This window comes from Bradyrhizobium sp. MOS003, assembly GCF_003020125.1.
In the GTDB taxonomy this organism is placed as follows: Bacteria; Pseudomonadota; Alphaproteobacteria; order Rhizobiales; family Xanthobacteraceae; genus Bradyrhizobium.
Genome location: NZ_PYFW01000005.1, coordinates 277194 through 303165 on the forward strand (window position 1 = coordinate 277194; position 25972 = coordinate 303165).

The window sequence follows — 25972 nt, forward strand, 5'->3', positions numbered from 1 at the left end:
TAAACATAAGCCGCCATCGTTTGTTCTGGACGTGTAAGGGCAAGCAGCCGGGTACCTAACCCGAACGAACAACAGGAACGCGAGCCAGCAGCAGGGCTCTAAACTGCTTGTCCCATGCTAGCGCGCTGCCAGCAAGAACGGCTCCGAAGAGAAGGGCAAAAAGTACGGCGCTTGTGTTCGAGTCACCAACGAACATCGTTGTTAGGCAGCTTGCGACCATAATGCTAGTGGACGGCGTGAGTTTACACCAAATCGAACGGTCTATCTTCCCCACAGCCAGTAGAGCTAGAAAATCGATTGTCACCCGCAGGGTCCAGGCTAAAGCCGCTCCGACCAATCCGAGCCATTCTGAAAATAGCCACACCGACACAAGAAACGGGACGATCTCATAGATATGTACCTTTGCGGTGAGATCCGGGCGCCCGCGGCTCTGTAGAAACGTGAACGGGATGAACGCGACACCATTTATCCAAGCACCAAAAATGAGAAAGGGAGCTATCGGAGCGGAAAACCGAGCGAACTCCTCACCCAACCAGAGGCTCAAGAATGGTCGAGACAAGAGAATGGCGGGCACACATACCAGAGCAAAACCGTATGACAGCGTGACGGTCGCACGCGATGCTAGCGCCTTCGCATCGACGTCGGCCAGATTTGAAAGACGAGGAAACACCGTTTTTGCAAGAGCGAAAGCGAGTATTTGCGATCGCGTAGCCATGTTCATTGGTACAGAGTAATGGGCTACCGCGGAAGGTCCGAGCAGCTTTCCAATAATCAACTGATCCGCAGTGTCGAGAAGCGGACTGATTACGCTTGTGACACTGACCCAGGCGCCGTAGCCGAGCAGCGCTTTCGCGTGCGACTTGCCGTAAGTTCGAAAACTAATTGGACGCTCGGTGTAATGGACGTACGACAAAACACAAAAGGCCGTAAATGTTCTACTGAGGAACGTCGCTAAAACGAGCACGCTTAAGGCAGGTCCAAAAATCAGTGCTCCGCACAACGGAAGGACCTGCCCTAGAACTCCATTTACAGTCGAGAAAATATTTGATTCAAGGAATCGCTCACGAGATTCCAGCGCTCCCGTTCCCACACCCGCAAGCATATTGAGCGGAAGCATCAAAGCTACCCAAGGGAGCGCCTCGATTATCTCCGACTTGAATTGCGCACCGACGAGTTCGCTGTGAAGAAGGACAACATGTCCCGCCACATATATGATGACTGCGCCAGCTACTCCCAATGCTAGGTTTAGGTAAAAGGATGAAAGCAGAACCGGCACCCTCTCATCAGGTCCCGCGGAAGCAAGTCGACTTAGAGCATTGGCAGACGCCCGCGACAAGCCAAAATCCAGAAACCCAACGTAGCCCACCAGAACCCAAATCAGCGAGAGCATTCCGTAGCGATCCGCTCCGATCTTGGAGATGTAAATGGGTAGCACAAATAGAGTGACCACTACAGGCAAGCCAGCACCCGCAGCATTCAGCAGATAATTTCGCACTAAACCCTTAGGTCTGCTTGCTCGCTCGACTGACATTATACAGATCCTATGCTCTTTGTTTCGCGCGTTGCACTTGCTGGCTTGGTTGCGCTCAACCGCGCCGAATAAACACGAGATAGCGCATCGCGATTGCATTCCAAGACAATACGCCCTCCAGTTTTAGCGTGGCGTTCGAGGCGAGATGGCGCCAGTGATCTATAGGCTGCCCACGAAAGGCTCGGATCGCGCGCGCAATCGATTCAGCGCTCGACGGGCCCTCGATTTGAACGCCACTCAATCCATCATCGAACAGTTCGGAGAGCCCGCCGGCTCGGGTTCCTATGACCGAGCGCCCCGCAAGCCCAGCGAGCACGCCCACGCCGCTTTGCGAATTGAAATCGCGGTATGCCAACAAGAACGCGTCAACATCTGCGATATATGCAGGCAACTGTTCATCCGGTAAGAAACCAATTCTCACATCAAACGCTGCCGGATCCGCTAGCATTGCATCTTGGCATTCCTGCCAATAGTCCAGCTCGTGTGGATGAGGCTCGCCGGCCAACACCAGAGAGACGCCAGGATCAGATCTTCGTACGAGAATCACAGCCTTGATTGCCTCGAGAACACTTTTGTTTCGTCGGAATGTTCCAAATAGGAAAAAGCGCCCTGAACCTGGACATGGCGCGACCGGCTCAATCTTGAACGCACCGTGGGGAACTACGACGACTTTGGCCGAACTGAAGCCGAGCTTGTGAATTAGCTCGTCCCGAAGCGCCTTTGTCATTACGATAAGCAGATTAGCAAGACGGTAAGAAAGCTTATGAGCACCTAACTCTACACCGCGAAGAGCACCGCCAAAGCGAAAGGCATGAGGGACAGCGTCATGAACTAGGAAAATTACCCGAGCCCCCGAGAGACGGAGCAATACAAGTAATGGCAATGTAAAGATCAAGGGATCCGGTATGCTGAAGATAAATGTGCGAGTTCGCGCCCGCATCCTACATACTGCCCACCATGTACCGACCACGCGACGCAGTGAAGCGAGCGCACGCGTGAGCCCTGTGCCGCCCTCCGTGAGTTCGCGACCAACTAGGATGCGTACCAGATTTGGATGTCGGGGTTCGCGAGTGGACGGTTCTGCCAGCGGAGAAATCATGGCAACGGAAGCCCCCTGCTCTGCGATTGCCTGAACGGTCATCTGAGTGACCCAAGCCGCTCCTGCACGCCAAGCCTTGGTCACAAAGCACACTTCAATCATTCACATTCACCAAACGCCGATGTCTTCGAGGATTGCAGAATTTCGGGGAAACGACTTACAAGCCGACCGATCGAGGGACTTTGCCAAATCGATCCACTGGGCCATACTGGTCAACCCGACCCGGCTGCAATGCGGGAAGCGGGCGCCCGATGTCCGATAGCTCCCCGACCCTGCAAGATGATCGCAATCAGCCGCGCAGCCTGCCTAAATTAACATTCCTCGGTCGTCTATATAAGAAAAGCTGAATATCGCCACCCAGCCGATTGATCAGAAAGCCAATAACTGTCTACCCTTGCTAACCTTTTGTCTTCACCAATTTCTCACCTTCCCCCTCACAGTTCGCTTCATTTTTGGGGAATCTTCTATATACGTTTCATCATAATACTTGGTTTCTGTAAACCTGAGATGTGCATTGCAATGTCGGTCGCGGTTATCATTGTTAATTGGAATGGCTGGAAGGACACGATTGAATGTATTCGGAGCCTCCTGCGAATTGATCGAGATGTAAATATCGTAATCTGCGACAACGGCTCGACCGATGGATCGTTTTACGAAATTCAGAAGTGGCTAATTGACAATCTTCCTGAGATCAATGTCGATCGATCGAGCTTAGGTCGGAAGAGCGTAGGATTTAGATTTTTAGAGACTGTACCACACACATCGACGTCGTCGGACCAGTGCGGTATCACTTTGATCCGAAGCGATTCGAATCTAGGCTTCGCAGGCGGTAACAACGTCGGCCTGCGATATGCCTTAGCTGGCGATCACTCGCACTTCTGGCTCCTGAACAACGATACAACTGTCGCAGCTGACGCCTTGGATCGGTTGCTGGAGAGGGTCAGCGAGGACGATCGCATCGGGATTTGCGGCTCGACACTCGTTTACTTTGACAAGCCAGACGTTGTTCAAAATCTCGCCGGAGGCGGCTTCAAGAAGTTCAGAGGAAAAGCCTATTCCATGGGAATGGGGCTACCTCTTTCTGAGCCGATCGACCGCGCTTGCATTGAAAACGAGCTTCGCTTCGTGAGCGGCGCCTCCATGCTGGTCACCCGCACCTTTCTCGAACAAGTTGGATTGATGTGCGAAGACTATTTTCTGTACTTCGAGGAGCTCGATTGGGCTGAGCGATCGCGAGGGCACTTTAAGTTGGCCTATGCCCCCCAATCTATTGTGCGACATAAAGTCGGAGCTTCAATCGGTACCAGCGATTTCGGTAACCGATCGACTCTTTCCGACTATTACATGAACAGAAGCACCATAAAATTCTGTTGGCGACACTCTAAGATCTCCCTTCCGATAGTCCTTTCGTTAGTGGCCCGAGACGCCGTCCGCTGGTGCAGACAGCGTCAGTGGTCTCGGGCGGCAATTCTCGCGCGAGCCGCGCTCGGCCTTCCCTATCAAGCATAATATTACAATTGGTTCTGTGATCGATGAGCACGCACAGCACGCTGCGCGAGATGCGGCGATTGGTAGAGCGGGTTGATGTTATCGAAACCCGTGAACAAGAGGACCATCTGATTGAATCGCTTTTGGAGATAAAGGCGCCAACAATCGTTTCCTTTCTCAATCAACACGCATTCAACCTTGCCTTTGTCGAGCCGACGTTCCGATTGGCTTTGCAACAAAGCAGCCTCCTCCTACGCGACGGCGTTGGCGTGGAGTGCTGCATGTTGCTGCTGGGTCAGCGCCCAGGACGAAACTTGAACGGTACGGATCTCATCCCGCGCATCCTGGAAGCAGCTAAAGGAAAGCGAGTTGCACTATTCGGCACGTCTCCCGAATGGCTGAGACAGGCACAAATACCTCTTAAAGATAGAGGCACTCAGGTTGTAGTGGCCCTCGACGGCTTTCAGACTCACTCAGACTATTTAAATGCAGTGCGAACTATAGATCCTGACATCGTAGTCCTCGGGATGGGAATGCCAAGACAGGAACTGTTGGCCGCCGAAATTGCCAATGCTTCGGATCGTGCCAGGCTCATCTTCAACGGTGGTGCCATACTTGACTTCTTCGCTGGCCGCTTCCCACGCGCTCCCGAGGTAATAAGGGCCGCGAGACTAGAATGGATGTTTCGACTGGGTCAGGAACCTCGCCGGCTGGCCCATCGCTACCTACTTGGCGGAATGAAGTTCGCTTGGAGGATCTACCAACTGAAGCGAGTACTTGGATCGAATAACGAGGGGCTGGTATGACCTCGTTATTGACTGGTTCCCATCCTTCCACTCTCGTCAACGCACGAGAACCGTTGATCATTCTGTCTCCGGGAGGGCGGATCGGTAACGGCGGCATCGGGACTGTAACTCGATTGATCGCGACCTCCCTCGAGCAATCCGAGGGCCCTTACCAACCGTTTGTCGTCGACACTAAGGGAGCTGGTTCTGTCTTACATGCTCCGTTTCGTTTCCTATCTGCGGCATTCACTTTAGCTCGACTCCGACTGTTACGGAAAGCATCTCTTGTCCATATTCAAATTTCGGAACGCGGAAGCTTTCTGAGGAAGGGCCTTCTTCTTCTCCTCGCTCGCTCGCTGGGAATGAAGATAGTTCTGCACCACCACGGCGCTGAACTCATGCCATTTTTCACGAATGCTAACGTCGTAACGCGCTCATGGGTGAGCTATGTATCTCGTTCGGCAACCCTCAATATCGTCTTAGGGCGACGTTCTCGAGATTTCGTTGTTGACCGGATTGGTGTCGACCCAAGCAAGATCGTTGTGCTCTACAATGCCGTGCGGAACCCTTCGACGCAAAAGGAGATAGCCGCGCACTGGCACAGCCCCCCACTGCTCCTGATGATGGCGCATCTGATTCCCCGAAAAGGGGTAAGTGAATTCTTGCAGGCGCTCGCCCAACTGCGAAAGAGGGGGATCAATTTCAAGGCCGTCTTGGCTGGGGGAGGAGAAGTTCTGAGATACCAGCGAGAAGCCGCGTCACTACAACTTTCAGACCTCTGCTCTTTTACTGGATGGCTCTCTGCCGGCGAGGCGCAAGGGCTATTAGCATCAGCCAACGTTGTGGTCTTGCCCAGTTTTGAGGAGGGGCTGCCTATGGTTATTCTGGAATCTCTTAGCTTGGGCAAGCCGGTGATCACGACGCCCGTAGGGTCAATCCCTGAAGTTCTCGAAGATGAGAGAACATGCCTGTTCGTCGAACCCGGGAACGTCGATCAACTGACACAAGCGATAGCTCGGATAATCGACGATCAAGCGCTCCGGGCGACTCTTTCAGGTGCGGGAAGAGAACTTTTCTTGGAACAATTCGAACTCAATAATTACATGAAAACTCTAGTCGATCTGTATTCGCGTTTAGAGAGGAAACCGTCGAAGCAAACACGCGCGGACGGAGGCTCAATGTTACATCGGTCCTGAGGGTAGCAGCTGGTTTGTTTATCTGTTTATGTTAAGTGTTTGTACGGCCCGGGCTTGAGCGGTTGTAATTCCCACGGGCAAAGCCCAAAACTGTCGGCAGGTTCGAGGCGCTTTCGGGATGATCGAACTCAGGACGTGTAAAGCCTGTGGTTGCTGCCGCATAGACGAAAGATTTCGAGCGTTGAGTGGACGACGCTGCTTTCGCCAGCGCAAACGTGACGCCTCGGAACGTCGATGCATCAGCTGTGAGCACGACCTAAATCGGCTGGACCTCGCGGGTTTGAAATAATCTGTGAGCCGGCCTGCTCAGCCAGATACCCAAGAGCGCAGCGAAGTAGATCGCTCCCGACGGATAAAATGGCAACGGCGCAAGAACGGAGTAAGCGACGATGAAGGCACCGGTCAAAAAGAGTGCGCGGTGAAATTGCCCCGCTCCACGCGCCGCTCGAGTGATGATGTGGCAGCCGACCAAAAATAGTGCGAACCCCACAAGACCCCAGTCAAACCAAATCCCAAGTGTGCCAAGATCGGAAGCCGCAAAAAATTCATTGCCCGTTACAAATCCCAGATCCAGGGTCGTCGCGGGGATCCCTACGCCGTACAGCAAATTGCCATGAAGCAAAAGCCGCGCAACGTCGTACTCCTCCGCCCTGGCGCCGCCGGAAGAGTCCGAGGAGAAGATATCGAACGGGTTCCATTTGGGGTCGAGAAAGCCGTATAAATAAGTGAGGGTCGCTAAGTAAAGTACCGACAGACAGATTCTTCTGATCGTGAGGGTTTTGAAGTTCAGCATCTCAAAGATTGAGACTATCGCAATGACTAGGATGAAAACTCTCGACAACGAGAGAACGATCGCTGCCCCAGCGATCAAAGCGCCCACAGCATTCTGGACGCTAAACGAGGTTCTGATTCGGCTTAAAAACACGAACCATGCGAAGGTCGAGGCTCCTGTGTAGTTGAATAAACGTTCACCCCGTTCAATATCAGTCAGCACAAGCGGCTCGAGAAGGATCGGAGGCAGTATATGTAATTGATACAGTACGGCCATCGCAAAATAGAATGCTGTGTAGGCGAAAGCGTAGGCGAGTAGCGTGTTAACGAAGTATTCGCGCAGTCCGCACGTGGCAACATAATAAAAAGCTATGAATGTAAGAGGCAGAATGTATTGGAATCCGGCGTTTACTAGAACCGGCTGACCGCTGACATTCGAGAATACCTCGAGCTGATTCACAATCAACAGGGCCGCACCCAAAGCGATCAACACCGGCAATACGTTACCGCGAAGCAAAGAAGCGAGTGAGTAGAAGATCACTAGTGCGGCGCATAGCCCCAGCACTGCGGGCTGAACCGAAGGATGGTCGATTACCCTATAGATTCGAGATGTAAAAAGAAGATCACAAAGCAATATGGCGTGGATAGCACCTCGGTGAAAGGCGAGTTCAAGTTTGGATAATGCTAGGGACGGCGTTGACGCCTGGGTGGATCGGAAACTCACTTACAATTCCCAACGTACACTCGCTGCCGAACTAAGTTTACCTCTTTGGTTGCAACTCCGCAGCCTGAGTCACTTCCTCTTGCATTCACTCAAAGAAATAAATGCCAAGTCGGACCGATCAGTACGGCCCACGGACGAGAAAGATTATCAACTTGGAAGCTGGAACGCAATTAAGGGCCTGGCGGGCTTAAATCGAGGCAATATAGTCGAGAGAGAAGACCTACTTAGTTTCGCCCCGTGATGACCTCTGGTGCAATTCGGTCAATTGGTTGACGATAGAGATCGCGCAAGAACTGATAGTTGACCAACTGAGTCAGGGGAAACAGCTGTTCCCCCAGCTTCGCGAAGAGGAGAACGTCGCGCAGGGTTCGCCAACGGCGCTCGTCATAATCGGCGATCCGGCCGTCCGCAGGAAGCACGAGTTCACGCTGGCGTTCAAGCTCGAACTTGATGCGTTCTGGCTTCAGCCTCTCCGGGTCGAACCTAACGAGAGCGGGCACACTGCGCGTATAGTCACGGTAGACGAAACGCCAACCTTTGATAACCCCTGTAAGCACCTGCATGATGGCTGAGGGGCGATCGCGCACGAGATCCGAGCTGGCAAAATATACCAATCCAGGGACATGAATCCCGTAGTCTAGAGGTTTGATAACATTCAGGCGGACATAGCCAGGCTCGGATGGCGCCGGCTCCTGATCAACAGGGGCGATGATCGCATCTACCTCACCGGAGTTTAGCGCGTCGAAATTGTCGCGGTCGGGCAGCTTGACGATCTGGCTCCGTGGAAGGCCTAGTTGAGCCATCATGGCATCGAAGATCACCTCGCCCTCGCTTCCCCTACGGTAGCCGAGACGCTTGTCGATCAGATCAGCAGGGCGGCGCAGCCCGGATGCCTCCAATGTAAATATTGCGATTGACGTGTCGAGGAAGCTTGCCGCGAAAGCGGTTACCGGGATGCCACCCCAGGCGGCGAGCAAGAACTTCTGGCCGCTGGTGACGCCAATCGCGCGCTCGCGAACGACAGTCGCCACAAAATCGAGGTTATTCGGCTCGGCGCGCAGCACGACGTTGTGCGCGAAGAAGCTTTCCCTCTCAGCAATCATTTCTCCGGCAAATCGAGCTCCGAACGGTCCATCGAGAAGCACGACTGTCGGCGCAGCTAGTTCGCGGTGGGACGCTGCAGGAGACGATTCAAATCGCAGGCCTCGGTAGAGCGCTCCGACGATAGCAATCATTGCAAGAGCGGTCATTCCAATCAGCAGAAATCTTAGCTTCAAGTCTGGCTTTCGCCGCGATAACGTTCGAGCCAATTGCATCCCCAGCCGCAGTGGTCCTAAATTTGCATACTTACAATGGGGGTAGTAGGTTACTTTTTACTAACTATCGTTTTGACCCTAACTTTGCTCGAATGCCCGAGTTACCAGCAAGTAATTCCTAGAAGACGGATTTCACAATGACGACAGTTACTTCCATCCGGCCTGGCCGTCCCGGCCCGGAGGACGAAGGCTTAGACATCGACATTTCCGAAGCCCCCACAGCAAAATACACGCCGTCACGTCCGACTTGGTTGCGGCCGGCAATCGCGGAGAGACTTCTGGCGCTTGGCGACGGACTCGTGATCGTCACCTGCGGTGTGGCATGCGAGGTAACATATCACCTTTCCTCTTGGTCTGCTGTCGGAAAAGTGGACGTCTATGCTGCGGCAAGCATCTTAGTCGCGATCAATTTTGGCCTATTGGTCGCAGTGCAGCACGGCTACAGGCTAAAGAGCATTACAAATCTGCAGCGGCAATTGCGCCTGACGGCGATAACTTGGACCGTCGTGTTTGCAGCGCTGCTTGCGATTGCCTTCACGATGAAGGTAAGCGAAGAGTTCTCACGAGGCGCTATATTATCGTTTTACCTGGTCGGACTCGCCGCGCTCCTTCTTTGGAAGGCGACCGCCTCCCGTCTTACGTTGCGCGCATTGCGTGAAGGCGCGTTTGCCAACAGTCGCATCTTGCTCATTGCCGAGATGGGACTGCCCGCCTCTTCCGCCGCGATGATGGAACTCTGCCAGCACGGGTATCGTGTGATGCGGACGCTCGAGATCCGCACCAGCCTCCTCGCCTCGCCGCTTTTAATGTCTCGGATCGGCTCCCGTGTGGAGGAGTTGGCCACATATGCGCGACAGCACCAGATCGAGCACGTGTTCCTGCTGATGGGCTGGGACCGCCAGCACGCAATTGATAGCATTTTGGACACTCTGAAGGTACTACCCATACCCATACATCTAGTCCCCGATGCGAACGTTTCGCGCTTTCTAAGATACCCTTTGGTCAACGCCGGGAGCACGTGGACGGCAGAACTGAGGCGCGCGCCGTTGAGCTGGAAGGAGCGGCTTGCGAAGCGCGCTTTCGACCTCGTCGGTGCCTCGTTCGCCCTGATTGTCTTCGCACCGGTCATGGTACTTACTGCGCTTTTGATCAAAGCAAGTTCGCGTGGGCCAGTCTTCTTCCGTCAAACACGCAATGGCTTCAACGGAGGCGCCTTCCGGATCTTCAAATTCCGCACCATGCGCGTTCTGGAGGATGGTCCGACCATTGTGCAGGCGAGCAAAAATGATCCCCGCGTGACCAGCATCGGCAAATGGTTGCGCAAGACGTCGATCGACGAGCTACCACAGCTATTCAACGTACTTGTCGGCGAGATGTCGCTCGTTGGCCCTCGTCCTCACGCTGCAGCCCACAATTCCGAATACGAGCGGATCATCGGACACTACGCGTTCCGCCATCACGTTAAGCCCGGCATCACTGGCTGGGCGCAAGTTAATGGCTATCGCGGCGAAACCCGTACACTCGATCTCATGGAGAGGCGGGTGGAGCACGACTTGTGGTATATCAACAACTGGAGCCTCTTGCTGGACGTATCAATTCTACTGCGCACAATCGCAGCAACAGTTACGAAGCCGTCGGCTTATTAAGTCCGGCGTATGGTGCAATGACAGTACAATTACTTCCACTTCCCGGTGGCATCAGGGTCCGCAGCTCACGTCTTTCGTTCTGCGATAGAATAGCGGAAATATTTCACACCTGATATCGTTCCTAGTATGGTGTCCACTCGACCGTAGCCGATCACGGTCAGATCGTTGCACCTGTCAGAGCCGAAGTAGCAAATCTTCACCTTTATGTTCTTGGGACACCTATTTTTTACGCTGACCACGTGATCGAAAAGGCTTGAAGTTGTGACGTGTGGGCGCGCAATTGCTTCCATATCCAAGCAAGGCCTGTTCAACGCGTCCCTACTAATATGTGTGCCGGATTGTTCCCCCGGTCCTTGCAACGTCGCCCGCGGCCCATTTAAGTTGCTGGTCTGCGCACGACTGACGCAGATGGATACTGCCGTCTGTAGGCCAACAACTATCAGCGCAAGGCACACATGATTTGCCAATCGTGAGTTCATCGCCAAAGCCTCTGATCAAGCTTGACCCCTGGCACAGAGACACTCACGCCATCGCGCAACAATCTTCTGGCAAGGGCCTCCCGTGGCGTAATGTCTACTCGATCCAAACCCTTGAGAAGTCCGTCACGTGCAACTGGACCTACGCGCATCAAGTTAATTGCTGCGACATCAACAAAGCCACTATTCAGAATGGCCGCAAACTCTGAATTCGCACTGTGTTGCGTCGCGCTGTTTAACAGCGAAAAACTTGCCAGCGCGAGACTATTGCGACGCAAAGCGACCCATCCCTCGTTCGCTCCCAGTGCATAAGACTGTTCCAGATAGCCGAGATATTTGAGATCGAATCCATGACGCATCGTCGCTACCGAATAGAGCATCAGCCAAAGAAACGAATCATTTGGATTTATCGTGAGAGCTGCCCTCAGCAAAACTTCGGCTGCGTCTACTTCTAGGTCAGCCTTATCCAGGTTGTAACGTTGCGCCGCTTCATCGGCGGTGCGCACGGCTACTAGCGCTTTAGCGTACGGAAGTTCGGGTGGCAGAACAGTTGGTTGCGAGATGGCCGCCATGCGCATCTGCAGCTCTGCTAGGATGCCTGGCTTAAAGCGATCGTCCCCGATAATACGCGCTGAAATTTCCCGGGACGACGCAATATGCCAAGATGGTGGGAGAGCGATCGACGACCAGGAGATGCCGGCGAAGCCTAGCAGCAGCATTAAACTACCAACCAGCGCGTCACTCGTTGGAAAGCCACTAATCCGTAGAGCCATAGCGGGCATAGTATTTCTGGTAGTACTGACGGCCGTGATAAGACTCATATCGTGCGAGCAGTCCAGTGTCAGCCTTGTTCAGAGCCACTCCGAGCAACTTCTCCTGTATTTCCGGTGCGGCGCGAAGGTAGTGCTGCACCACGTCCATCTTGGTCTCCCCCCACTCCACCACGAAGATAAAGGAATCAACAAAGGACGAGGCGACGCGCGCGTCTACGACCGGGGCGATAGGTGGCATGTCCAGCACCACGTAGTCGAATTTTGAACGCAACTGCGTAATGAGATCATTCATTGCCTTGGAGGCGAGAACCTCATTTGTATGTAAAAGTTTCGAGGTAACGCCTGCGGGCAAAATCGATAGATTTGTTTCGGGATCGATAGTCAGAGCGTCCTCTAGTCGAGTCTTTTGGGAAATGACGTCGAGGAGACCCATCTGAGCTTCCGGCACCAAGTCGCGCGACAATGAGGGGTTGCGCAGGTCTGCATCGACCAAGATTACTCGTGCCCCACCATGTGCCATGAGTTGTGCAAGGTTCGTCGACAGCGTGCTTTTTCCCTCGTTGGGCATAGTCGAAACGATTGCAACGACGCGATTCTCGCGCACGATTCCGTTGAGGTCCACCGCCACTTTCAGCGAACGCACGGCCTCTGCGAACCGGGAGAGAGGATTCTCAACTACGTAGCGCAAGAGGTCGAGACGCTGACGAGGCCTCTTACGCAGCGTGCTGCCCAACTTGCCCGCCAGCGCGAAGGGTACCCCCGCCTCGCCTAAAGCGGGAAGAATCGCGATGCAGTTTGTACCGAGTAACTGCTCCACTTGGCTGGTGGTTCTGAATACCTTGTCGGAAAACTCGCGTGCCAAGGCCAGACCGAAGCTCAGTATGAGCCCTACCGCCAAGCCTTCCGCGAGAATCATCAAAGTTTTCGGATGACTCTTGCCCAGTGGGGGGGTTGCCGCGCTGATTACTCGCGCCTCGGTGATCGGAAAGGACTGCTGCTGCACCGATTCCATATAGCGTTGCAGGAAATTGTCGTACATCGCCTGATAGGATTGCGCGCTACTCTCAAGTTCGCGGAGTTGAATCTGCGCCTGGTTAGTAAGTTGAGCCTCCGAGACGACGCTTGCGAGGCTCGACTTGACGGCCTGTTCACGGGTGAGCGCAATATCGTAGTCGCTCTTGTAGGACTCCTGAATGCGCTTCAACTCGTCTGTAATGTTCTTTCTGATTTCTGCCATCTGCCTCCGCAAATTCACAGCAGCAAGATGATCCGAACCATATTTTGCCGACCAGATTGATTCCTTGGAGGCCATGTCGACGTATTGCCCGCGCAATTTGACAATTGTCTCGTTTCTCAACGCGTCGGCGACTGAGGCGTCGGGGATCTCCTGTTTGACAATATCGTTCATACGATCAAGCCGCGCCTTGGCCTCGGCTGTAGATGCATGTGCCAGCACAAGCTGGCTGTTGACCTCCGCGAGCTGCTGCTCGTTCATCAACCGTCCGCCCGTGTCGACGATATTGTTAGCGATCTTGAAATCAACCACGGCTCTTTGCGCGGCGGACGCTTGGATACGAAGTTCCTTTATGCGGTCCTGCAGCCAGACGCTGGCGCGGCGGGTAGCCTGGTATTTCGCTTCTAGCTGGTCGACGATATAAGCATCAGCAATAGCGTTGGCGATGCGCGCTGCTTTCGCTGAATCCCGGGATGTGAAGCTGATTTCCATGACATATGTTCGGCCCAGTCGCTTAACCTGCCGACTACCGGAGAACCGCCCCAGCGCACCCCGAGTTAGCTCTAATTCTGAGGGTGGCGGCTGAACCCCTGAAAAAAGCCCGGCGGCGGAGCTCATAATTGCGCCGATCAGGCCGCCGCCAGCGGTGAACTCAGGGTCCTCCGTGAGGCGCAGCTCGCGGATCACGGCAAGGCTGATGTTCTCGGAATTGAGGATCTCGACCTGAGTTTCGACCGTTGCCGAATCGATTGCGACATCGCCGAGCACAGACTGCTGTTGAAACAGCTGTACCTTTCTGGTGTCGATCACCATCGACACCGTGGAAGTGAAGCGGGGAACTGCGGTGAAGAGATAAAGGAGCGCAAGGATCATACAGCCCAAGACAACAGCGAGCATGGCTAAGTACTGCCGCCGGACAACTTCAAGGTAATGAACAAGCGTGTTCGGCGAGCCTCCAACCTCTGGATATTCTCGGTTACTCGACGAGATCGGCTTGTTCACCTGCAACATCCAAAAAATTCCTGAAAACAGATTGATGTGTCGACTAAGGACTTATGCTCGTCAAAGGCATGGCGGTGATCTGGATCAAGCCGGCGCAAGGCGCTCAGCCTTAGCATAATCCTGTGTGCAATTGAACGCGGGTCAATGCAGCGCACCGCACACCTTGCACGACTTTTCTCTGAAAGCTTAACGGCGTAAAGCAAAGCGGCGCCTGCTGGCGCCGCCAATCCGGGAGGTCATAGGCCGCCGCGGGCCGGATTCGTCAGCGCACCGGACTGACGTCGCTGGCGGCAGCGCCGACGCTGCCGCCAGCGAGGTTCGGTGGGTTGTTGGTCGTGCTGTTGTTGCCAAAGACCACAATGCCGCTGCCTCCGCCGCCCGTTGGGAAGCCGTTGCCGGTGGGGCCGCCGGCTCCGGTGCCACCGCCGGCCGCGCCGGTCGCTGCAATCGCCACATCGCCGGTCGCGGCTTGGTAGGCGGCGATTACGTCCGGGTTGCCGGTACCGGCGATCGCCGTCTGGATTTCATTGGCAAAGGCCTGGTCCTGTTGCGCAGCCATGCGGGCGACCTGGGCGAGGCCGCCGACGATCGCGTTCATCTGGTCCTTGGTGGTCGCGGGGTCCTTCAGGAGAGCGATCAGGCCGGGCAGCGTGGTCGGATCGGAGGCGCCAAGGTCGCGCACGCGCGAGATCAGCTGCGGGCCGCCGGTCGGATATTGCTGCAGCAGGCCAGTTGGAGAGGCCTTGAACTCGGTAATAACGGTGGCAGGCAGCTGACGCTGCGGCGAGTAAATGGCAGCGCTGACGGTCGACGAGATCGTCGCAGCGAGGACCGCGGCGGCAGTCAGGCGAAGCGCCTTCCTAGTAACGCTCATAAATCAACCTCCAAAAAATCAGTTGCCCGATTGCGTGCTCGGCCAGGACGAATGCCTGTGCAGTGCAGGAACCTAGCGAACGAGAAAAGAGCTGTCCAATTATACTAAAATCTTTGTAAACGGCGCAACTGCTTCAAATCCGGACAGATTCAAGCTATCCGCGCTTGGCTACGGTCAGAACACCCGGGCCTCGCGGTGCGGTAGCGCTGTCGGCCGCGCTCGCGTGGCATTCCCGGCTCGAGAACGATTGCGCTAGACCCGCGCCGAAAAGCGCAAAGAATGGAATGCTGTAGCCGGGCACCTGCAGCGTGAAGTCGAGGCAGGAATGCAGCAGCGACAACGTCGCGGTCGCCACTGCGGCCAGCGGGATGATGGCATCGCGCCGCCGACCGAACACGCCCCTCGCCAGCACCAGCAGCATCACGGCCCAGCCGAGCGCGACCAGCAGCGCCATGGGGATGCCCACCTCGGAGGCAAGCTCCAGCGGTGTCGAATGCGCCGCACCCCAAACGCCGCTCACCGAGATATTGGGGCTGCGATACGGCGGGAATGCCCAGTGGAAGGTGCCCATGCCGGTGCCGAACCAGGGATTGTCGCCGATGATTTTGAGCGTCGATCTCCAGGCCTCGATGCGGCCCTCATCGACCAGGCCATTGCTATCGAAGCGGCTGGAGACACGGCCGCCGAGCAGTTGCAACAGGCCGAGCGCGACGACGAGCCCTGCGCCGAGCGAGATCCAGATGCCCGTGCGAGGCGGCAGGTCCTTGCGCAGGAACAGCGTGAACGCGACGATCATGGCAAAGAGCGATAGGCCGACCCCCGCGCGCGAGGTGGTCATGAACAGCGCCATCAGGCAGATCAGGAGGCAGCCGAGCTGCGGTAGAATCTCTCTCGGCCGGATCGCGCGCAGGTTCAGCGACAGGCGCCGCCACGCAATGTGTCGCGCCGGCATGCCGCGGCGGACGTTCTCCAAGATCAGCAACATCCAGACCACCGCGCACGAGCCAAAATAGGCCGCCGCCGTGTTGCGATTGATGAAGGTACCGGTGACGCTCTCGAGATAAGCCGTTTTGTCTCGCCACAGGATCATCGTGGGCTCGATCAAGAACGAGAGCACGCCGTAGAGGGCGTAGAGCGCGCCGGAGATCGCGATCATCCACAGCATGCGGCGGGCGCGGTCGCGGTTCGCGCCGACGGTGATCCCCAGGACGATGGCGAGGATATTGGCGAGCGGCGCGCCGAGCGCGAAGAACGCCTCGTTCTTGACGATGGACGCGGACGGCGCGATCGGCACGCCAAGCAGATCCGAGGCCTGCTTCCAGATCGGCTGGAACGGCGCGACCCAGGGATGGTCGGAAAGCTGCTCGTGCAGCACGAAGGCATAAGCCGCAGTGATGACGCCAATGCCGGCAAGTAGCCACAGCTGCGGCGCTCGCAGATCGCGCGTCGGCGCGAAGATCACCGCAATCCCGAGGCAAAGGCACCAGGAGGCGATCGACAGATCGTTGGTCGAGCCGAACGGAAAGGGCGCGCTAGCCACCACGAAAAATAGGATGAAGGCCGCCGGCAGGCTCCATGACCAGCGAATCCTGAACCAGCTCATGTCGGGAGGCCAAAGGCGCATCGTGCTTTCTTAAGGCGAGCCTTGCTTTCGAGCTTAGAGGAAGCAGTCGATCGGATAGATCTTCAGATCCACGTTGAGGCGGCTGTTCCGGGTCTGCGCCCGGAACGCGTAGAATACTCCAAAGCTGTCACTGCCCGGATCGAGTTTTATTCCGGGGGTTAATTCATCGGGCGGGACCAGCACGCCAATGTGCCGGTTAATGGCGGAAATCTCGATCCGCTCCTCCCCCTCGCCAAAATGCCCGCCGAGCTGGGTCACGGTGACCTTCGGCAGGCCCCGGCGCTGATGGCAGACCTCCTCCTCCCAGAGCTTGGACTGCTGGACCAGCGGTTTACCTACGCCATCGGGGACAACGATATCCGGGAAGGACGGGCGCAGCATCCCGAAGAACTTGCTCTCCTTGGAGTTCGCCGACAGGCGGACCGTGAAGGACAGCTCGCCCTTGGCTCCCTTTAGATGCGACAAGATCGGGGCATCGGGCTCGGCCGAGACCGTCACGTCGATGCGGTGGCGGACGCCCAGCTCCGCGGCAGCGCTGCGAGCCTGCCCGAGCGGTACAAGCCCTAAGGCAAGCGGGACGAGAGCCAGACGGCAGCAAAATGTTCGAAAGCGCATGAAGCCCCTTGCAGCATCTCGGGGCGTCCGATGACCGCTGCGCCGTGCTCAGCGGCGCCTTGATCCAGATCCGGACTCGTAACCCTGGCAGAACCGCTTCGATCGCTAAACGAAATGGCACCGGGACAAAGCCCCGGTGCCATCGGTTTCGGTGGATCAAGTTGGCGTCTTACGGCGCCAGCTTGATGTTGTTGCGGAAGATCAGGGCGTCGTTGGAGAGGTTCACTGCATCTCCTCCGGTGGCCATGATCACCCTCAGGAAGTTGAGGAACTTGGCAGTTTCGACATTGCGCGAGTTCGAGACGTAGATGATGTCGCCGTTCTTCATCATGACCTTGGTGGTCAGGAAGAAGCCGCCGGGATCGCGCAAGTTGACGTTGAAGATGACCGGGATCGTCTCGGACGTATACTTGCTCACGTCGATGCCGAGCTGGGCAGCAACCTCGCGCGGCTCGCGGCGATAGAGGTACACGGCAGACGGATCGGCCTGACCATCGAGCAGGCCACCGGCCTTGCCGACGGCTTCGCCGAGGTTGATGCGCCAGGCATCGAAGTTGAACTCGCCGCTCTGGCCGCTGCCGCCGAACGCCATGAACTTCTGCTGCTCGCGATAGACGTAGATGCTGTCGTCGGGGCGCACATAGACGTTGTTCTCTGGCGCCATCACCAGATTTTCGAATGGCACGGTCGCCCGCTTGCCGCCGCGCTCCAGCATGACCCAAGTCTCGAAGCCCTGGCCCTTGATGCCGCCGGCCCGGGTGATCGCGTCGAGCACCTTGTCCTTCGCGCCCGCCGCGCTGGCCGGATAACGCGCAGGAGCATTGACTTCGCCGAGCACGCTGATCAGCTGGGTGCGCTGCGAGGACATCGAAACCACGGCCTGCGGCTCGATGGCGCGGTTGCCGATCTTCTCGATGATCGCACGCTGGATCTGCACCGCCGTCATCCCCGCGGCCTTGATCTGGCCGGCATAGGGCACGGTAATGAAGCCGTCATTGTCGACCGACTGATCGGGGATCGTCACGTAGTTGCCAGGACGGACGCCGGCTTCCGCCGGGATGAACAGACCGCCTGCCGCGGCTTCGAAGATGGTGACGCTGACGACGTCGCCGATGCCGAACACGATGCTGGCGGGCGGACGGCGATCGGTGAACACGCCGGCGAGCCCCTTGGGCTCGTGGGTGTGCAGGATCTTCACCGTGGCAGGGTTGAGCGGCACAAGCTCGTAGGCCGGCGCATTCTCGGTCTGAATCTTGTTGTTAACGTCGTCGGTCAGCGGGCCGGAGCCGGGATTGGTCGAGCAAGCTCCGAGCGCCAAAGCGGCCAGGAGCGCAGGCATCAACACATAGGTCTTGGCAATAGATGACATGAATGGCGCCCGAGAGTCCCCAATTGACGTAGATTGGTACGGCCTGGGGGGAGATGCGACAAGGGTTCCCGGTAGTTAACGGCACGATCCGTTGGCTACTGTTGCGTGTGGGACACGCTTTAGGAACTGGTTTAACCCTTTGTGTCTATTTGTTGTATTTGATGTGCTCACTTCACGAGCAAATCGCCCTTGCCGAGGTCCCAATGCGTCGGCGGCGAGGCTTCTTGGCCTCGCTGCCCTCTGCTAGTGTTAAGCTTCCTGCTCACAGGACTCCCAGTGTCTGGCCTCCTTCTGTTCGCCCTTCTGGCAGGTTCTCTCCTTAGCGGCACGGACCGCCCCGCCGATCATTCCCTGGACCGGGCCGGACCTTGCGCAGAATCGCTTTGCCAGAGCGCGCCCGTCATCGAGGCGGCTGCCACGACGTCTGCTTCCGTTTGGAAATTCAGCCGCACCCAGGGAGGCAAGGACGGCGAGAGCTTCGCTGCCATCACCAAGACCGCGGACACCACTCAATCCGACCTGGACTTCGCCGGTCTCATTGTCCGCTGCGCGCCCCAGGGCAAGATCGACGTGCTGGTGGCCTTGATCCGGCCCTTCCCGCCGCGCAGCCGTCCCAAGGTCACCATCACTGCGAGCGGCGGCGGTAGTCTGACGTTTGACGCGAGCATGGCGGCCGCAGGCGCGGCGGTGCTGCTGCCCGACGAGGTCTCGGCCTTTGCCGCGGGAAAGTGGCAGACGACGACCTCGCTGTCGGTGGTGGTCAGGGGGGCCGACAGCGAGATCAAGGGCGTGGTGGCCCTGAACGGCTTGCGAGAGGCCTACCACTCGCTGCAGGCAAATTGCGGCCAATAGGCCAAATTTAGCCATACGACTTAAGGGTCTTTTTAGGGTGGGGAACCTAGTGTTCGAAGCACGGAGTGTTTCGGATGACCGCGCTTTTGATTTTCAGCTTTCTGGTAGGTGCCGTGCTGGGCCAACGCTTTCGCGTTTTGGTGCTGCTGCCGGTCACATTCGCTCTGGTGCTCACCGTGCTGCCGGTCAGCCTGATGACAAGTCTTGGCGTGCTCGAAGGCCTGAAGGCTGCGGCATTGGCAGCCATTGCGCTCCAGGGCGGCTATCTCTTCGGCTCGGCAGCCCGCTTCAGCCTCGCCGCCGCCCGCGCCGCGCGCGTGTTCGCCCGTCCGGTCAAAACCGCTCGCTGATCTTCTTCCGATCATCCTTTCGCGCGCATGCGAAAGGCCGCGGGTAAATTGCTGGCCCCCACGACCTTCGCTTGAAAACCACACGCCCGCTTGTATGGTGACCTGACCGTTTCAGGATTCCGCATCGAGCGCCGTTTGTCCCTCGCTTATTTTGCCCTCATCGTTTCCATCGTCTCCGCTTCCGCTCTCGAAATCGCCGGCGCCAGGTTCGGTGCGCAGCTCGGGACGATGGCTGCCGCGCTAAGCTTGCTGTCCGCCACCGCGAACGCGCGAAAAGCAGACTACGACCATTATGTGCGCGCGACCTCCTGGGGCCGCTGGATCCTGATCGCCATTCCCCTGTTGATTGTAGCTCAACTGATCCCGCTTCCGCTGGGCTTTGGGCATCCGATCTGGGCGAGCGCTCGCGACGTCCTTGGTGGCCTCTCGCTTGGGCCGATCACCGCCGATCTGGGCTTGACCCTGAACGCGTTGATGATGGCGCTGGCAGCAACCGCGCTGCTCGGCGTGACCATTGTGGTCGTCCGCGACCGTGGCCGCGCCGAGCTGGTGCTGTTTGTCCTCGGCGGCATCACCGCGGTCTCCGCCTTGACGCTGGATCTGCATCGGCTCTCGCCGGCAGTTGCAGGACCTGCCGCACTCCCCGAGTTCGCGACCACCCTGGCCGGCTTCGGTCTCATCCTGAATCTCGCTGTCATGCAGCTTGCCGCGGAGCGGGCCGAAACGCGTCATTCGCTGCTTCGCTCGATCGTGCTTGGCCTGCTCGGCCTGGCGGGGGCCCTGATCAGCGCGACCGCGGTGTTTGGTTTTTCCGGTCCCAACAATCCGATCGCCGCAGGATTTGGCGTCGTGCTGATCCTGCTGATCTTCGTCATTCGCCGTCTTGATCTGTCGCCTTTGGCCGCGAGCGCGCTCGCCGTCGCCGCCTTGATCGGTGCGGCGATCGTGCTGTCGTTCCTGTTCGAAAAGGGCTCCGGACCGGTCCTGTTGAGGGTCGTCCCGGATGGGGGGACTGAAATGCGGGCCGCGCTGGAGCGGATGTTGTCCGACACGCGCTGGTTTGGCGCAGGCGCAGGGACCTTTGCTGGGGTGGGCCAGATCTATCAGAGCGATACCGGAGCCGCTTTGACGGCGCCGTCGGCAGCGGCGGCCGTCTTTGCCGGCATGGGATGGGTCGGCCTGGCCGTTGCGCTGGCGGTGGGCTCGATTGCGCTACTACGCCTGTTCTTCGGCGCCTTGCAGCGCGGACGCGACTCGTTCTTCCCCGCGGCCGCCGCGGCCTGTGTCTTGTTTGCGCTGGTTCAGAGCTTCGCAGGCTCGGGATTGCTGCGGCCCGCAGCAATCCTGTGTCTTGCCGTGATCGTGGGATTGGGGCTGTCGCAGAGCGTCAGCCAGCTCACGCGGTAGGAGCGACGAGCCCTTCAACGCCCCCTAGAGCGGTTCATCGATTAATTGAATCGAGAGGGTTTCCGTCGGGCGGCGGTTTTGTGATTCAAGATGCTGGCTGGATCGGAGGCCAGTATCGGATGGTCCGACCTCTTTCGTATGATCTTCGTGAACGAGCCGTGAAGGCAGTGGAATCCGGTGAGAGTTGCCATGCTGTGGCGGGCCGGTTCGATGTTGCGTCGTCCGTCGTGAAGTGGCGGCAGCGCTATCGCGCGACGGGTTCGGTGGCGCCGGGCAAAATGGGCGGTCACCGTAAACCGGTTCTGGAGCCGCATCGAGCGTTCATCGTGGAGCGGATCAGGCAGACGCCACATCTCACGCTGCACGGGCTGAAGGACGAACTTGCCGCGCGGGCGTGAAGGTCTCACAACATGCGGTATGGACCTTCCTGCGACGCGAAGGTCTCAGCTTCAAAAAACACTTTTAGCCCTTGAGCAGGGCCGCGCCGACGTCGCGCGGCGGCGGCAGCGCTGGCGCAGCTTGCAGGATCGCCTCGATCCAAACCGCCTGGTGTTCATCGACGAGACCTGGATCAAGACCAACATGACCCCGCTGCGCGGCTGGGGATTCAGGGGCGAGCGGTTGCGCGGCTTTGCGCCGCACGGTCACTGGCGAACCCTGAGCTTCCTTGGTGCCCTACGCTCTGACCAGCTCACTGCGCCTTGCGTGTTCGACGGACCGACCAACGGCAAAAGCTTCCGCGCCTATGTCGAACAGCAACTCGTCAAATTGCTCAAACCGGGCAACATCGTCGTCATGGATAATCTCGGTAGCCACAAGTCGCCGACCATCCGGCAGATGATCCGGAGAGCCGGCGCAAGGTTGTGGTACCTGCTGCCGTACTCCCCGGACCTCAACCCGATCGAGCAAGTCTTCGCCAAGATCAAGCACTGGATGCGCGTCGCACAGAAACGCACGATCGACGACGCCTGCGACCACATCGGCCACCTCGTCAGAAGCGTTCTACCCGGCGAATGCAGCAACTCCTTCGTCAATGCCGGATACGCTTCCATCAAAAAATGAAACGCTCTTAGTGTCGGGTGAAAACATTGTTCAGCCCCTTCGGCACGAGTTGCCCGAGAATCCAGTCGTTAAGATTGCCCACGAAGCACATAGGCGTCCAGCTCATCAGCGAGTGCAGTCTGCCATGCCGGAGGTTTGATACCGCAAACTTCCTCCAGACGTTGTAGATCCAGCAGCGAATTGGCAGGTCGTATTGCTTTGGTCGGATATTCGGCGGTGACGATCGGAACAACCTCAGTCGTCTTCAACAAAATACCGCGAGACTGCGCGCCCGTAATGATCGCGCCGGCGAAGTCGCACCAACTAGCCGAACCTGAATTGGTGAGGTGCAGCAGTCCGTTTGCACGAGCGAAGCTACCAGACAAGTCGGGCTCGGCTCGCTCTAGTATCTCGATAAAGCTCGAAGCGATCGTGGCCGCCGTTGTCGGCGCCCCAAATTGGTCGGCAACAACGCGCAATGTATCGCGTTCTTTGGCGAGACGGATCATGGTTCGCATGAAATTCGCACCCTGCGCGGCGTAAACCCATGCGGTCCGTATGACCAAGTGAGGTCCTCCAGCGCTACGAACTGCAGCCTCGCCCGCAAGCTTGCTGGCACCGTACACAGAAAGAGGTCCCGTCGGATCGTCCTCTCTCCATACTCCGCGGCTTTTGCCATCAAACACGTAGTCAGTGGAAAATTGAACCATCGGCACGCCACGCTCTGCAGCCCAAGCGGCCATGGCAGCCGGCGCTTTTCCATTGACCACGAACGCAAGCGCGGCTTCGTCCTCGGCTTTGTCTACCGAGGTATAGGCAGCAGGATTGACAATGAGATCTGGCCTGAACTCGTCCAATTTGCCTGGAAGGGCTTCCGGTTTCGACAGATCAAATTGCGCACGCGCAGGCGCGATGACATCGTGCCTGCCTTGAAGCAAAGGTAGAAGTGCGCCGCCTACCTGCCCCGCAGTTCCAGTAAGCAGAATGCGCATCAGACCTGCCCGTAAATCGGCAGGTTCTTCACCTGTGAAAGCAATGGAGCACCCGCGTCCTTAGCCGACAACGACGGATCACTGATACCCCATTCGATTCCGATCGCGGGATCGTCCCAGCGTATTCCGATCTCATCCTGGGGACTGTAGACATCGTCACACTTATAAAAGAAATCTGCCGTTTCAGAGAGGACGAGAAAGCCGTGAGCAAAGCCGCGCGGGACCCACAACTGGCGTCGGTTCTGTTCGCTCAATTCAACGGCAACATGCCGCCCAAAATAAGGGCTGCCGACACGGACGTCGACCGCGACATCAAGCACCCGACCCCGCAGCGCGCTCACTAGCTTTCCTTGCGTCGAAGGATTCTGTAGGTGCAAGCCCCGCAGCACACCCTGCGTTGAGCGGGACATGTTGTCCTGAACAAACCCCCGCGGAATACCAGCGGCCACGTATCGCTGAAGTTGATAGGTTTCCAAAAAGAACCCGCGCTCGTCGCCGAAAAGCTTTGGTTCAATAATCAGGACGCCCGGTATATCGGTTGCAATGACATTCATATTCAGCGCCTACTCGGCATACGGCAATTTACTCTAGATCCATAACAAAGTTGTGCAGCGCACGCCATCTGCTAGTTTCCAAAGGGTAAATCATGTGAGGGGCTATGAAGGGGATTATTCTCGCCGGGGGTACCGGCTCTCGGCTATATCCAGTCACTACAGTCGTATCGAAGCAATTGCTGCCTGTCTTCGACAAGCCAATGGTCTACTATCCGCTATCGACGCTGATGTTGGCGGGAATTCGGGACATTCTTGTCATCTCCACCCCCCAAGATAGACCGCTCTTCCAGCGTCTCCTCGGCGATGGCGAAGAATTCGGAATGCGCTTCGCTTATGCCACTCAGGACACGCCGAGAGGGCTGGCCGACGCTTTTGTCGTGGGACGAGACTTCGTCGGTTCAGACTCGGTTGCACTCATCCTTGGCGATAATATCTTCTATGGCCATGGCCTTCCCAGCATGTTGTCCAGCGCGGCAGTTCGAAAAACGGGGGCCACGGTGTTTGGCTACGTTGTCAATGAACCGCAAGCCTACGGCGTGATCGAGCTTGACAAAACCGGACGCGCCCTTTCGATCGAGGAAAAACCGAAGGAGCCCAAGTCGAATGTCGCCGTAACCGGCCTTTACTTTTATGACAATGATGTACTGGAGATCGCCGCGAAAGTGAGACCGTCGGCACGGGGCGAAATCGAGATTACCGACGTGAACAAGACCTATCTTGAGCGTGGCGATCTTTTCGTTGAGGTGCTCGGGCGTGGGTTTGCATGGCTTGATACCGGGACTCACGCTTCCCTCGTGGAGGCAAGCCATTTCGTGCAAATTCTAGAGCAACGTCAGGGCCTACGCATCGCCTGCCCAGAGGAGATCGCACTTCGTCAGGGCTATATTTCGCTGCAGCAGTTTGAGAAGGTCGCCGAGAAGTGTGCCAAGAGCAGCTACGGCGAGTATTTGAAATCTGTTGCGCTTTCATACTCGCGCTGAATGATTGCCGGAGAGGAACATGCGCTTCAAAGGATCTACGATTTTCGTTACCGGCGGCGCAGGCTTTATCGGCTCGTCCGTAATCCGACACCTACTCCGAGACACGCATGCCCGGGTGGTTAATATTGATAAACTAACCTACGCCGCCAATCTTAGTTCCCTACCGAGCGCTCCGGGCAATCCCCACTACGCCTTTGAGCAGCAATGCATCTGTGATGGTCCCGGCCTACGACGACTGTTCGAAAAGTATCAGCCTGATGCGGTGATGAACCTGGCCGCCGAAAGTCATGTCGACCGCTCGATCGACGGTCCTGGCGAGTTCATTCGGACGAATATCGTCGGCACATTCACCATCCTACAGGAATCTCTCCGCCACTACCGTTCACTGGAGATCGAGAAACGTGAGCGATTCCGATTGCTGCATATTTCCACCGACGAGGTGTTCGGCTCGTTAGGCGAAGATGGCCTTTTCACCGAGACCACGGCTTACGCACCGAACTCGCCCTACTCTGCAAGCAAAGCATCCTCTGACCATTTGGTGCGCGCGTGGCGAGAAACCTATGGGTTGCCGACGCTCGTGACCAACTGCTCCAACAACTATGGTCCTTATCATTTCCCGGAAAAGCTGATCCCACATGTGATCATCAGGGGCCTCCGTGGCGAGAACTTGCCCGTCTACGGCGATGGTCAAAATATACGCGATTGGCTATTCGTCGAAGACCACGCCAAGGCGCTAAGTCAGGTTCTCGAGCGCGGCGTCCCCGGTGAGACCTACAATGTTGGCGGCCGCAATGAACGCACCAACTTACATGTCGTAGAGACGATCTGTGATCTACTCGATCGATTTGCTCCGGCCGCGGATGGCCCTCATCGACGACTAATCTCCTTCGTTGCGGACCGACCGGGACACGATCGCCGATATGCGATCGACGCATCAAAACTGGAAAGAGAACTGGGTTGGAAAGCAGAGGAGAATTTCGAGAGTGGCATCGAGAAGACCGTGGGCTGGTATCTAGACAACCGGGTCTGGTGGCAGGACATCCTTGACCGAGGATATCAACGCGCTCGCATCGGCCTGGGCTAATTTGGCAAAGTAAGTTATTCCTACCATCCACACAATTCCATCCTCGGATCGCTATTTAGCAGGCTCCTTGAGGATGGTCTGCTCGCACATAGTTTTCCGTCGCAACTTCTTTGTTGAAGTGTTGCGGAGGACCATTGAATTGTACTTCAGGGGCTGTCGCAGGGCGTCAGCCAATCCGGATCACGATAG

Annotated in this window: 21 protein-coding genes and 1 pseudogene; 10 read left to right on the forward strand and 12 right to left on the reverse strand. The window is 57.0% G+C overall.

Going from position 1 to position 25972, the window contains the following annotated elements; all coding sequences use genetic code 11:
- Positions 1-55 precede the first annotated feature (55 nt).
- Together C7G42_RS23365 and C7G42_RS23370 are read right to left on the reverse strand one after the other, a co-directional pair.
- Complete coding sequence (locus tag C7G42_RS23365) at positions 56-1531, reverse strand: flippase (protein ID WP_158537634.1); 1476 nt, start codon at positions 1529-1531, stop codon at positions 56-58.
- Positions 1532-1586: 55 nt separating this feature from the next.
- The gene (locus C7G42_RS23370; protein WP_106951289.1) at positions 1587-2732 is read right to left on the reverse strand and encodes a glycosyltransferase; all 1146 of its coding nucleotides are present in this window, start codon (positions 2730-2732) and stop codon (positions 1587-1589) included.
- Between the two features lie 417 nt (positions 2733-3149).
- On the opposite strand from C7G42_RS23370, the gene C7G42_RS23375 reads away from it, so the two are divergent.
- The 3 genes from C7G42_RS23375 to C7G42_RS23385 are packed head-to-tail and all read left to right on the forward strand — an operon-like array spanning position 3150 to position 6099.
- Positions 3150-4139, forward strand: coding sequence for a glycosyltransferase family 2 protein (locus tag C7G42_RS23375; RefSeq protein WP_158537635.1), 990 nt, complete (start codon positions 3150-3152; stop codon positions 4137-4139).
- A gap of 23 nt (positions 4140-4162) precedes the next feature.
- Positions 4163-4924, forward strand: a complete 762-nt coding sequence (locus C7G42_RS23380) for a WecB/TagA/CpsF family glycosyltransferase (protein WP_106951291.1) — start codon at positions 4163-4165, stop codon at positions 4922-4924.
- Positions 4921-6099: a glycosyltransferase family 4 protein gene (locus C7G42_RS23385; protein ID WP_106951292.1), complete on the forward strand. Its 1179-nt coding sequence runs from the start codon at positions 4921-4923 to the stop codon at positions 6097-6099. The genes C7G42_RS23380 and C7G42_RS23385 overlap by 4 nt, the downstream gene beginning before the upstream one ends.
- A 256-nt stretch (positions 6100-6355) precedes the next feature.
- On the opposite strand, the gene C7G42_RS23390 is transcribed toward C7G42_RS23385, so the two are convergent.
- Together C7G42_RS23390 and C7G42_RS23395 are read right to left on the reverse strand one after the other, a co-directional pair.
- Positions 6356-7594, reverse strand: coding sequence for a hypothetical protein (locus C7G42_RS23390; RefSeq protein WP_147250278.1), 1239 nt, complete (start codon positions 7592-7594; stop codon positions 6356-6358).
- A gap of 224 nt (positions 7595-7818) precedes the next feature.
- Positions 7819-8844: an ABC transporter substrate-binding protein gene (locus C7G42_RS23395; RefSeq protein ID WP_245427887.1), complete on the reverse strand. Its 1026-nt coding sequence runs from the start codon at positions 8842-8844 to the stop codon at positions 7819-7821.
- Between the two features lie 203 nt (positions 8845-9047).
- Between C7G42_RS23395 and C7G42_RS23400 the strand changes: the two genes are divergently transcribed.
- The gene (locus C7G42_RS23400; protein ID WP_106951294.1) at positions 9048-10556 is read left to right on the forward strand and encodes an undecaprenyl-phosphate glucose phosphotransferase; all 1509 of its coding nucleotides are present in this window, start codon (positions 9048-9050) and stop codon (positions 10554-10556) included.
- Between the two features lie 475 nt (positions 10557-11031).
- On the opposite strand, the gene C7G42_RS23405 is transcribed toward C7G42_RS23400, so the two are convergent.
- The 6 genes from C7G42_RS23405 to C7G42_RS23430 all read right to left on the reverse strand — a co-directional run bounded on the left by C7G42_RS23405 (position 11032) and on the right by C7G42_RS23430 (position 18523).
- Complete coding sequence (locus C7G42_RS23405; RefSeq protein ID WP_106951295.1) at positions 11032-11751, reverse strand: hypothetical protein; 720 nt, start codon at positions 11749-11751, stop codon at positions 11032-11034.
- A gap of 37 nt (positions 11752-11788) precedes the next feature.
- Complete coding sequence (locus C7G42_RS23410) at positions 11789-14050, reverse strand: polysaccharide biosynthesis tyrosine autokinase (protein ID WP_106951296.1); 2262 nt, start codon at positions 14048-14050, stop codon at positions 11789-11791.
- Positions 14051-14303: 253 nt separating this feature from the next.
- Positions 14304-14915, reverse strand: coding sequence for a hypothetical protein (locus tag C7G42_RS23415; protein WP_106951297.1), 612 nt, complete (start codon positions 14913-14915; stop codon positions 14304-14306).
- A gap of 154 nt (positions 14916-15069) precedes the next feature.
- Positions 15070-16539 (reverse strand): O-antigen ligase family protein, encoded by a 1470-nt coding sequence (locus C7G42_RS23420; RefSeq protein WP_245427889.1) that lies wholly within the window; start codon positions 16537-16539, stop codon positions 15070-15072.
- Between the two features lie 33 nt (positions 16540-16572).
- Positions 16573-17154 (reverse strand): hypothetical protein, encoded by a 582-nt coding sequence (locus tag C7G42_RS23425; protein ID WP_199581089.1) that lies wholly within the window; start codon positions 17152-17154, stop codon positions 16573-16575.
- A 169-nt stretch (positions 17155-17323) separates the two neighbouring features.
- Positions 17324-18523, reverse strand: a complete 1200-nt coding sequence (locus C7G42_RS23430) for a polysaccharide biosynthesis/export family protein (protein WP_106951299.1) — start codon at positions 18521-18523, stop codon at positions 17324-17326.
- A 276-nt stretch (positions 18524-18799) separates the two neighbouring features.
- Here C7G42_RS23430 and C7G42_RS23435 point away from each other — a divergent pair, with 276 nt between their 5' ends.
- The 4 genes and pseudogenes from C7G42_RS23435 to C7G42_RS23450 all read left to right on the forward strand — a co-directional run bounded on the left by C7G42_RS23435 (position 18800) and on the right by C7G42_RS23450 (position 22194).
- On the forward strand, positions 18800-19375 hold the full coding sequence (locus C7G42_RS23435) for a hypothetical protein (protein WP_245427891.1): 576 nt from the start codon (positions 18800-18802) through the stop codon (positions 19373-19375).
- 74 nt (positions 19376-19449) lie between these two features.
- Positions 19450-19725 (forward strand): hypothetical protein, encoded by a 276-nt coding sequence (locus tag C7G42_RS23440; RefSeq protein WP_106951300.1) that lies wholly within the window; start codon positions 19450-19452, stop codon positions 19723-19725.
- Between the two features lie 135 nt (positions 19726-19860).
- Positions 19861-21132: a hypothetical protein gene (locus C7G42_RS23445; RefSeq protein ID WP_106951468.1), complete on the forward strand. Its 1272-nt coding sequence runs from the start codon at positions 19861-19863 to the stop codon at positions 21130-21132.
- A gap of 119 nt (positions 21133-21251) precedes the next feature.
- A pseudogene (locus C7G42_RS23450) lies at positions 21252-22194 on the forward strand (IS630 family transposase).
- A gap of 68 nt (positions 22195-22262) precedes the next feature.
- Here C7G42_RS23450 and rfbD read toward each other — a convergent pair.
- Both rfbD and rfbC read right to left on the reverse strand, forming a co-directional pair.
- Positions 22263-23165: a dTDP-4-dehydrorhamnose reductase gene (rfbD, locus tag C7G42_RS23455; RefSeq protein WP_106951301.1), complete on the reverse strand. Its 903-nt coding sequence runs from the start codon at positions 23163-23165 to the stop codon at positions 22263-22265.
- Positions 23165-23719, reverse strand: coding sequence for a dTDP-4-dehydrorhamnose 3,5-epimerase (gene rfbC / locus C7G42_RS23460; protein WP_106951302.1), 555 nt, complete (start codon positions 23717-23719; stop codon positions 23165-23167). The genes rfbD and rfbC overlap by 1 nt, the downstream gene beginning before the upstream one ends.
- A 104-nt stretch (positions 23720-23823) precedes the next feature.
- On the opposite strand from rfbC, the gene rfbA reads away from it, so the two are divergent.
- Together rfbA and rfbB are read left to right on the forward strand one after the other, a co-directional pair.
- Positions 23824-24699 (forward strand): glucose-1-phosphate thymidylyltransferase RfbA, encoded by an 876-nt coding sequence (rfbA, locus tag C7G42_RS23465; RefSeq protein WP_106951303.1) that lies wholly within the window; start codon positions 23824-23826, stop codon positions 24697-24699.
- A gap of 19 nt (positions 24700-24718) precedes the next feature.
- Positions 24719-25783 carry a dTDP-glucose 4,6-dehydratase gene (rfbB, locus tag C7G42_RS23470; protein WP_106951304.1) on the forward strand — a complete coding sequence of 355 codons (1065 nt, stop codon included), beginning with the start codon at positions 24719-24721 and terminating at the stop codon, positions 25781-25783.
- Positions 25784-25972: the final 189 nt, after the last annotated feature.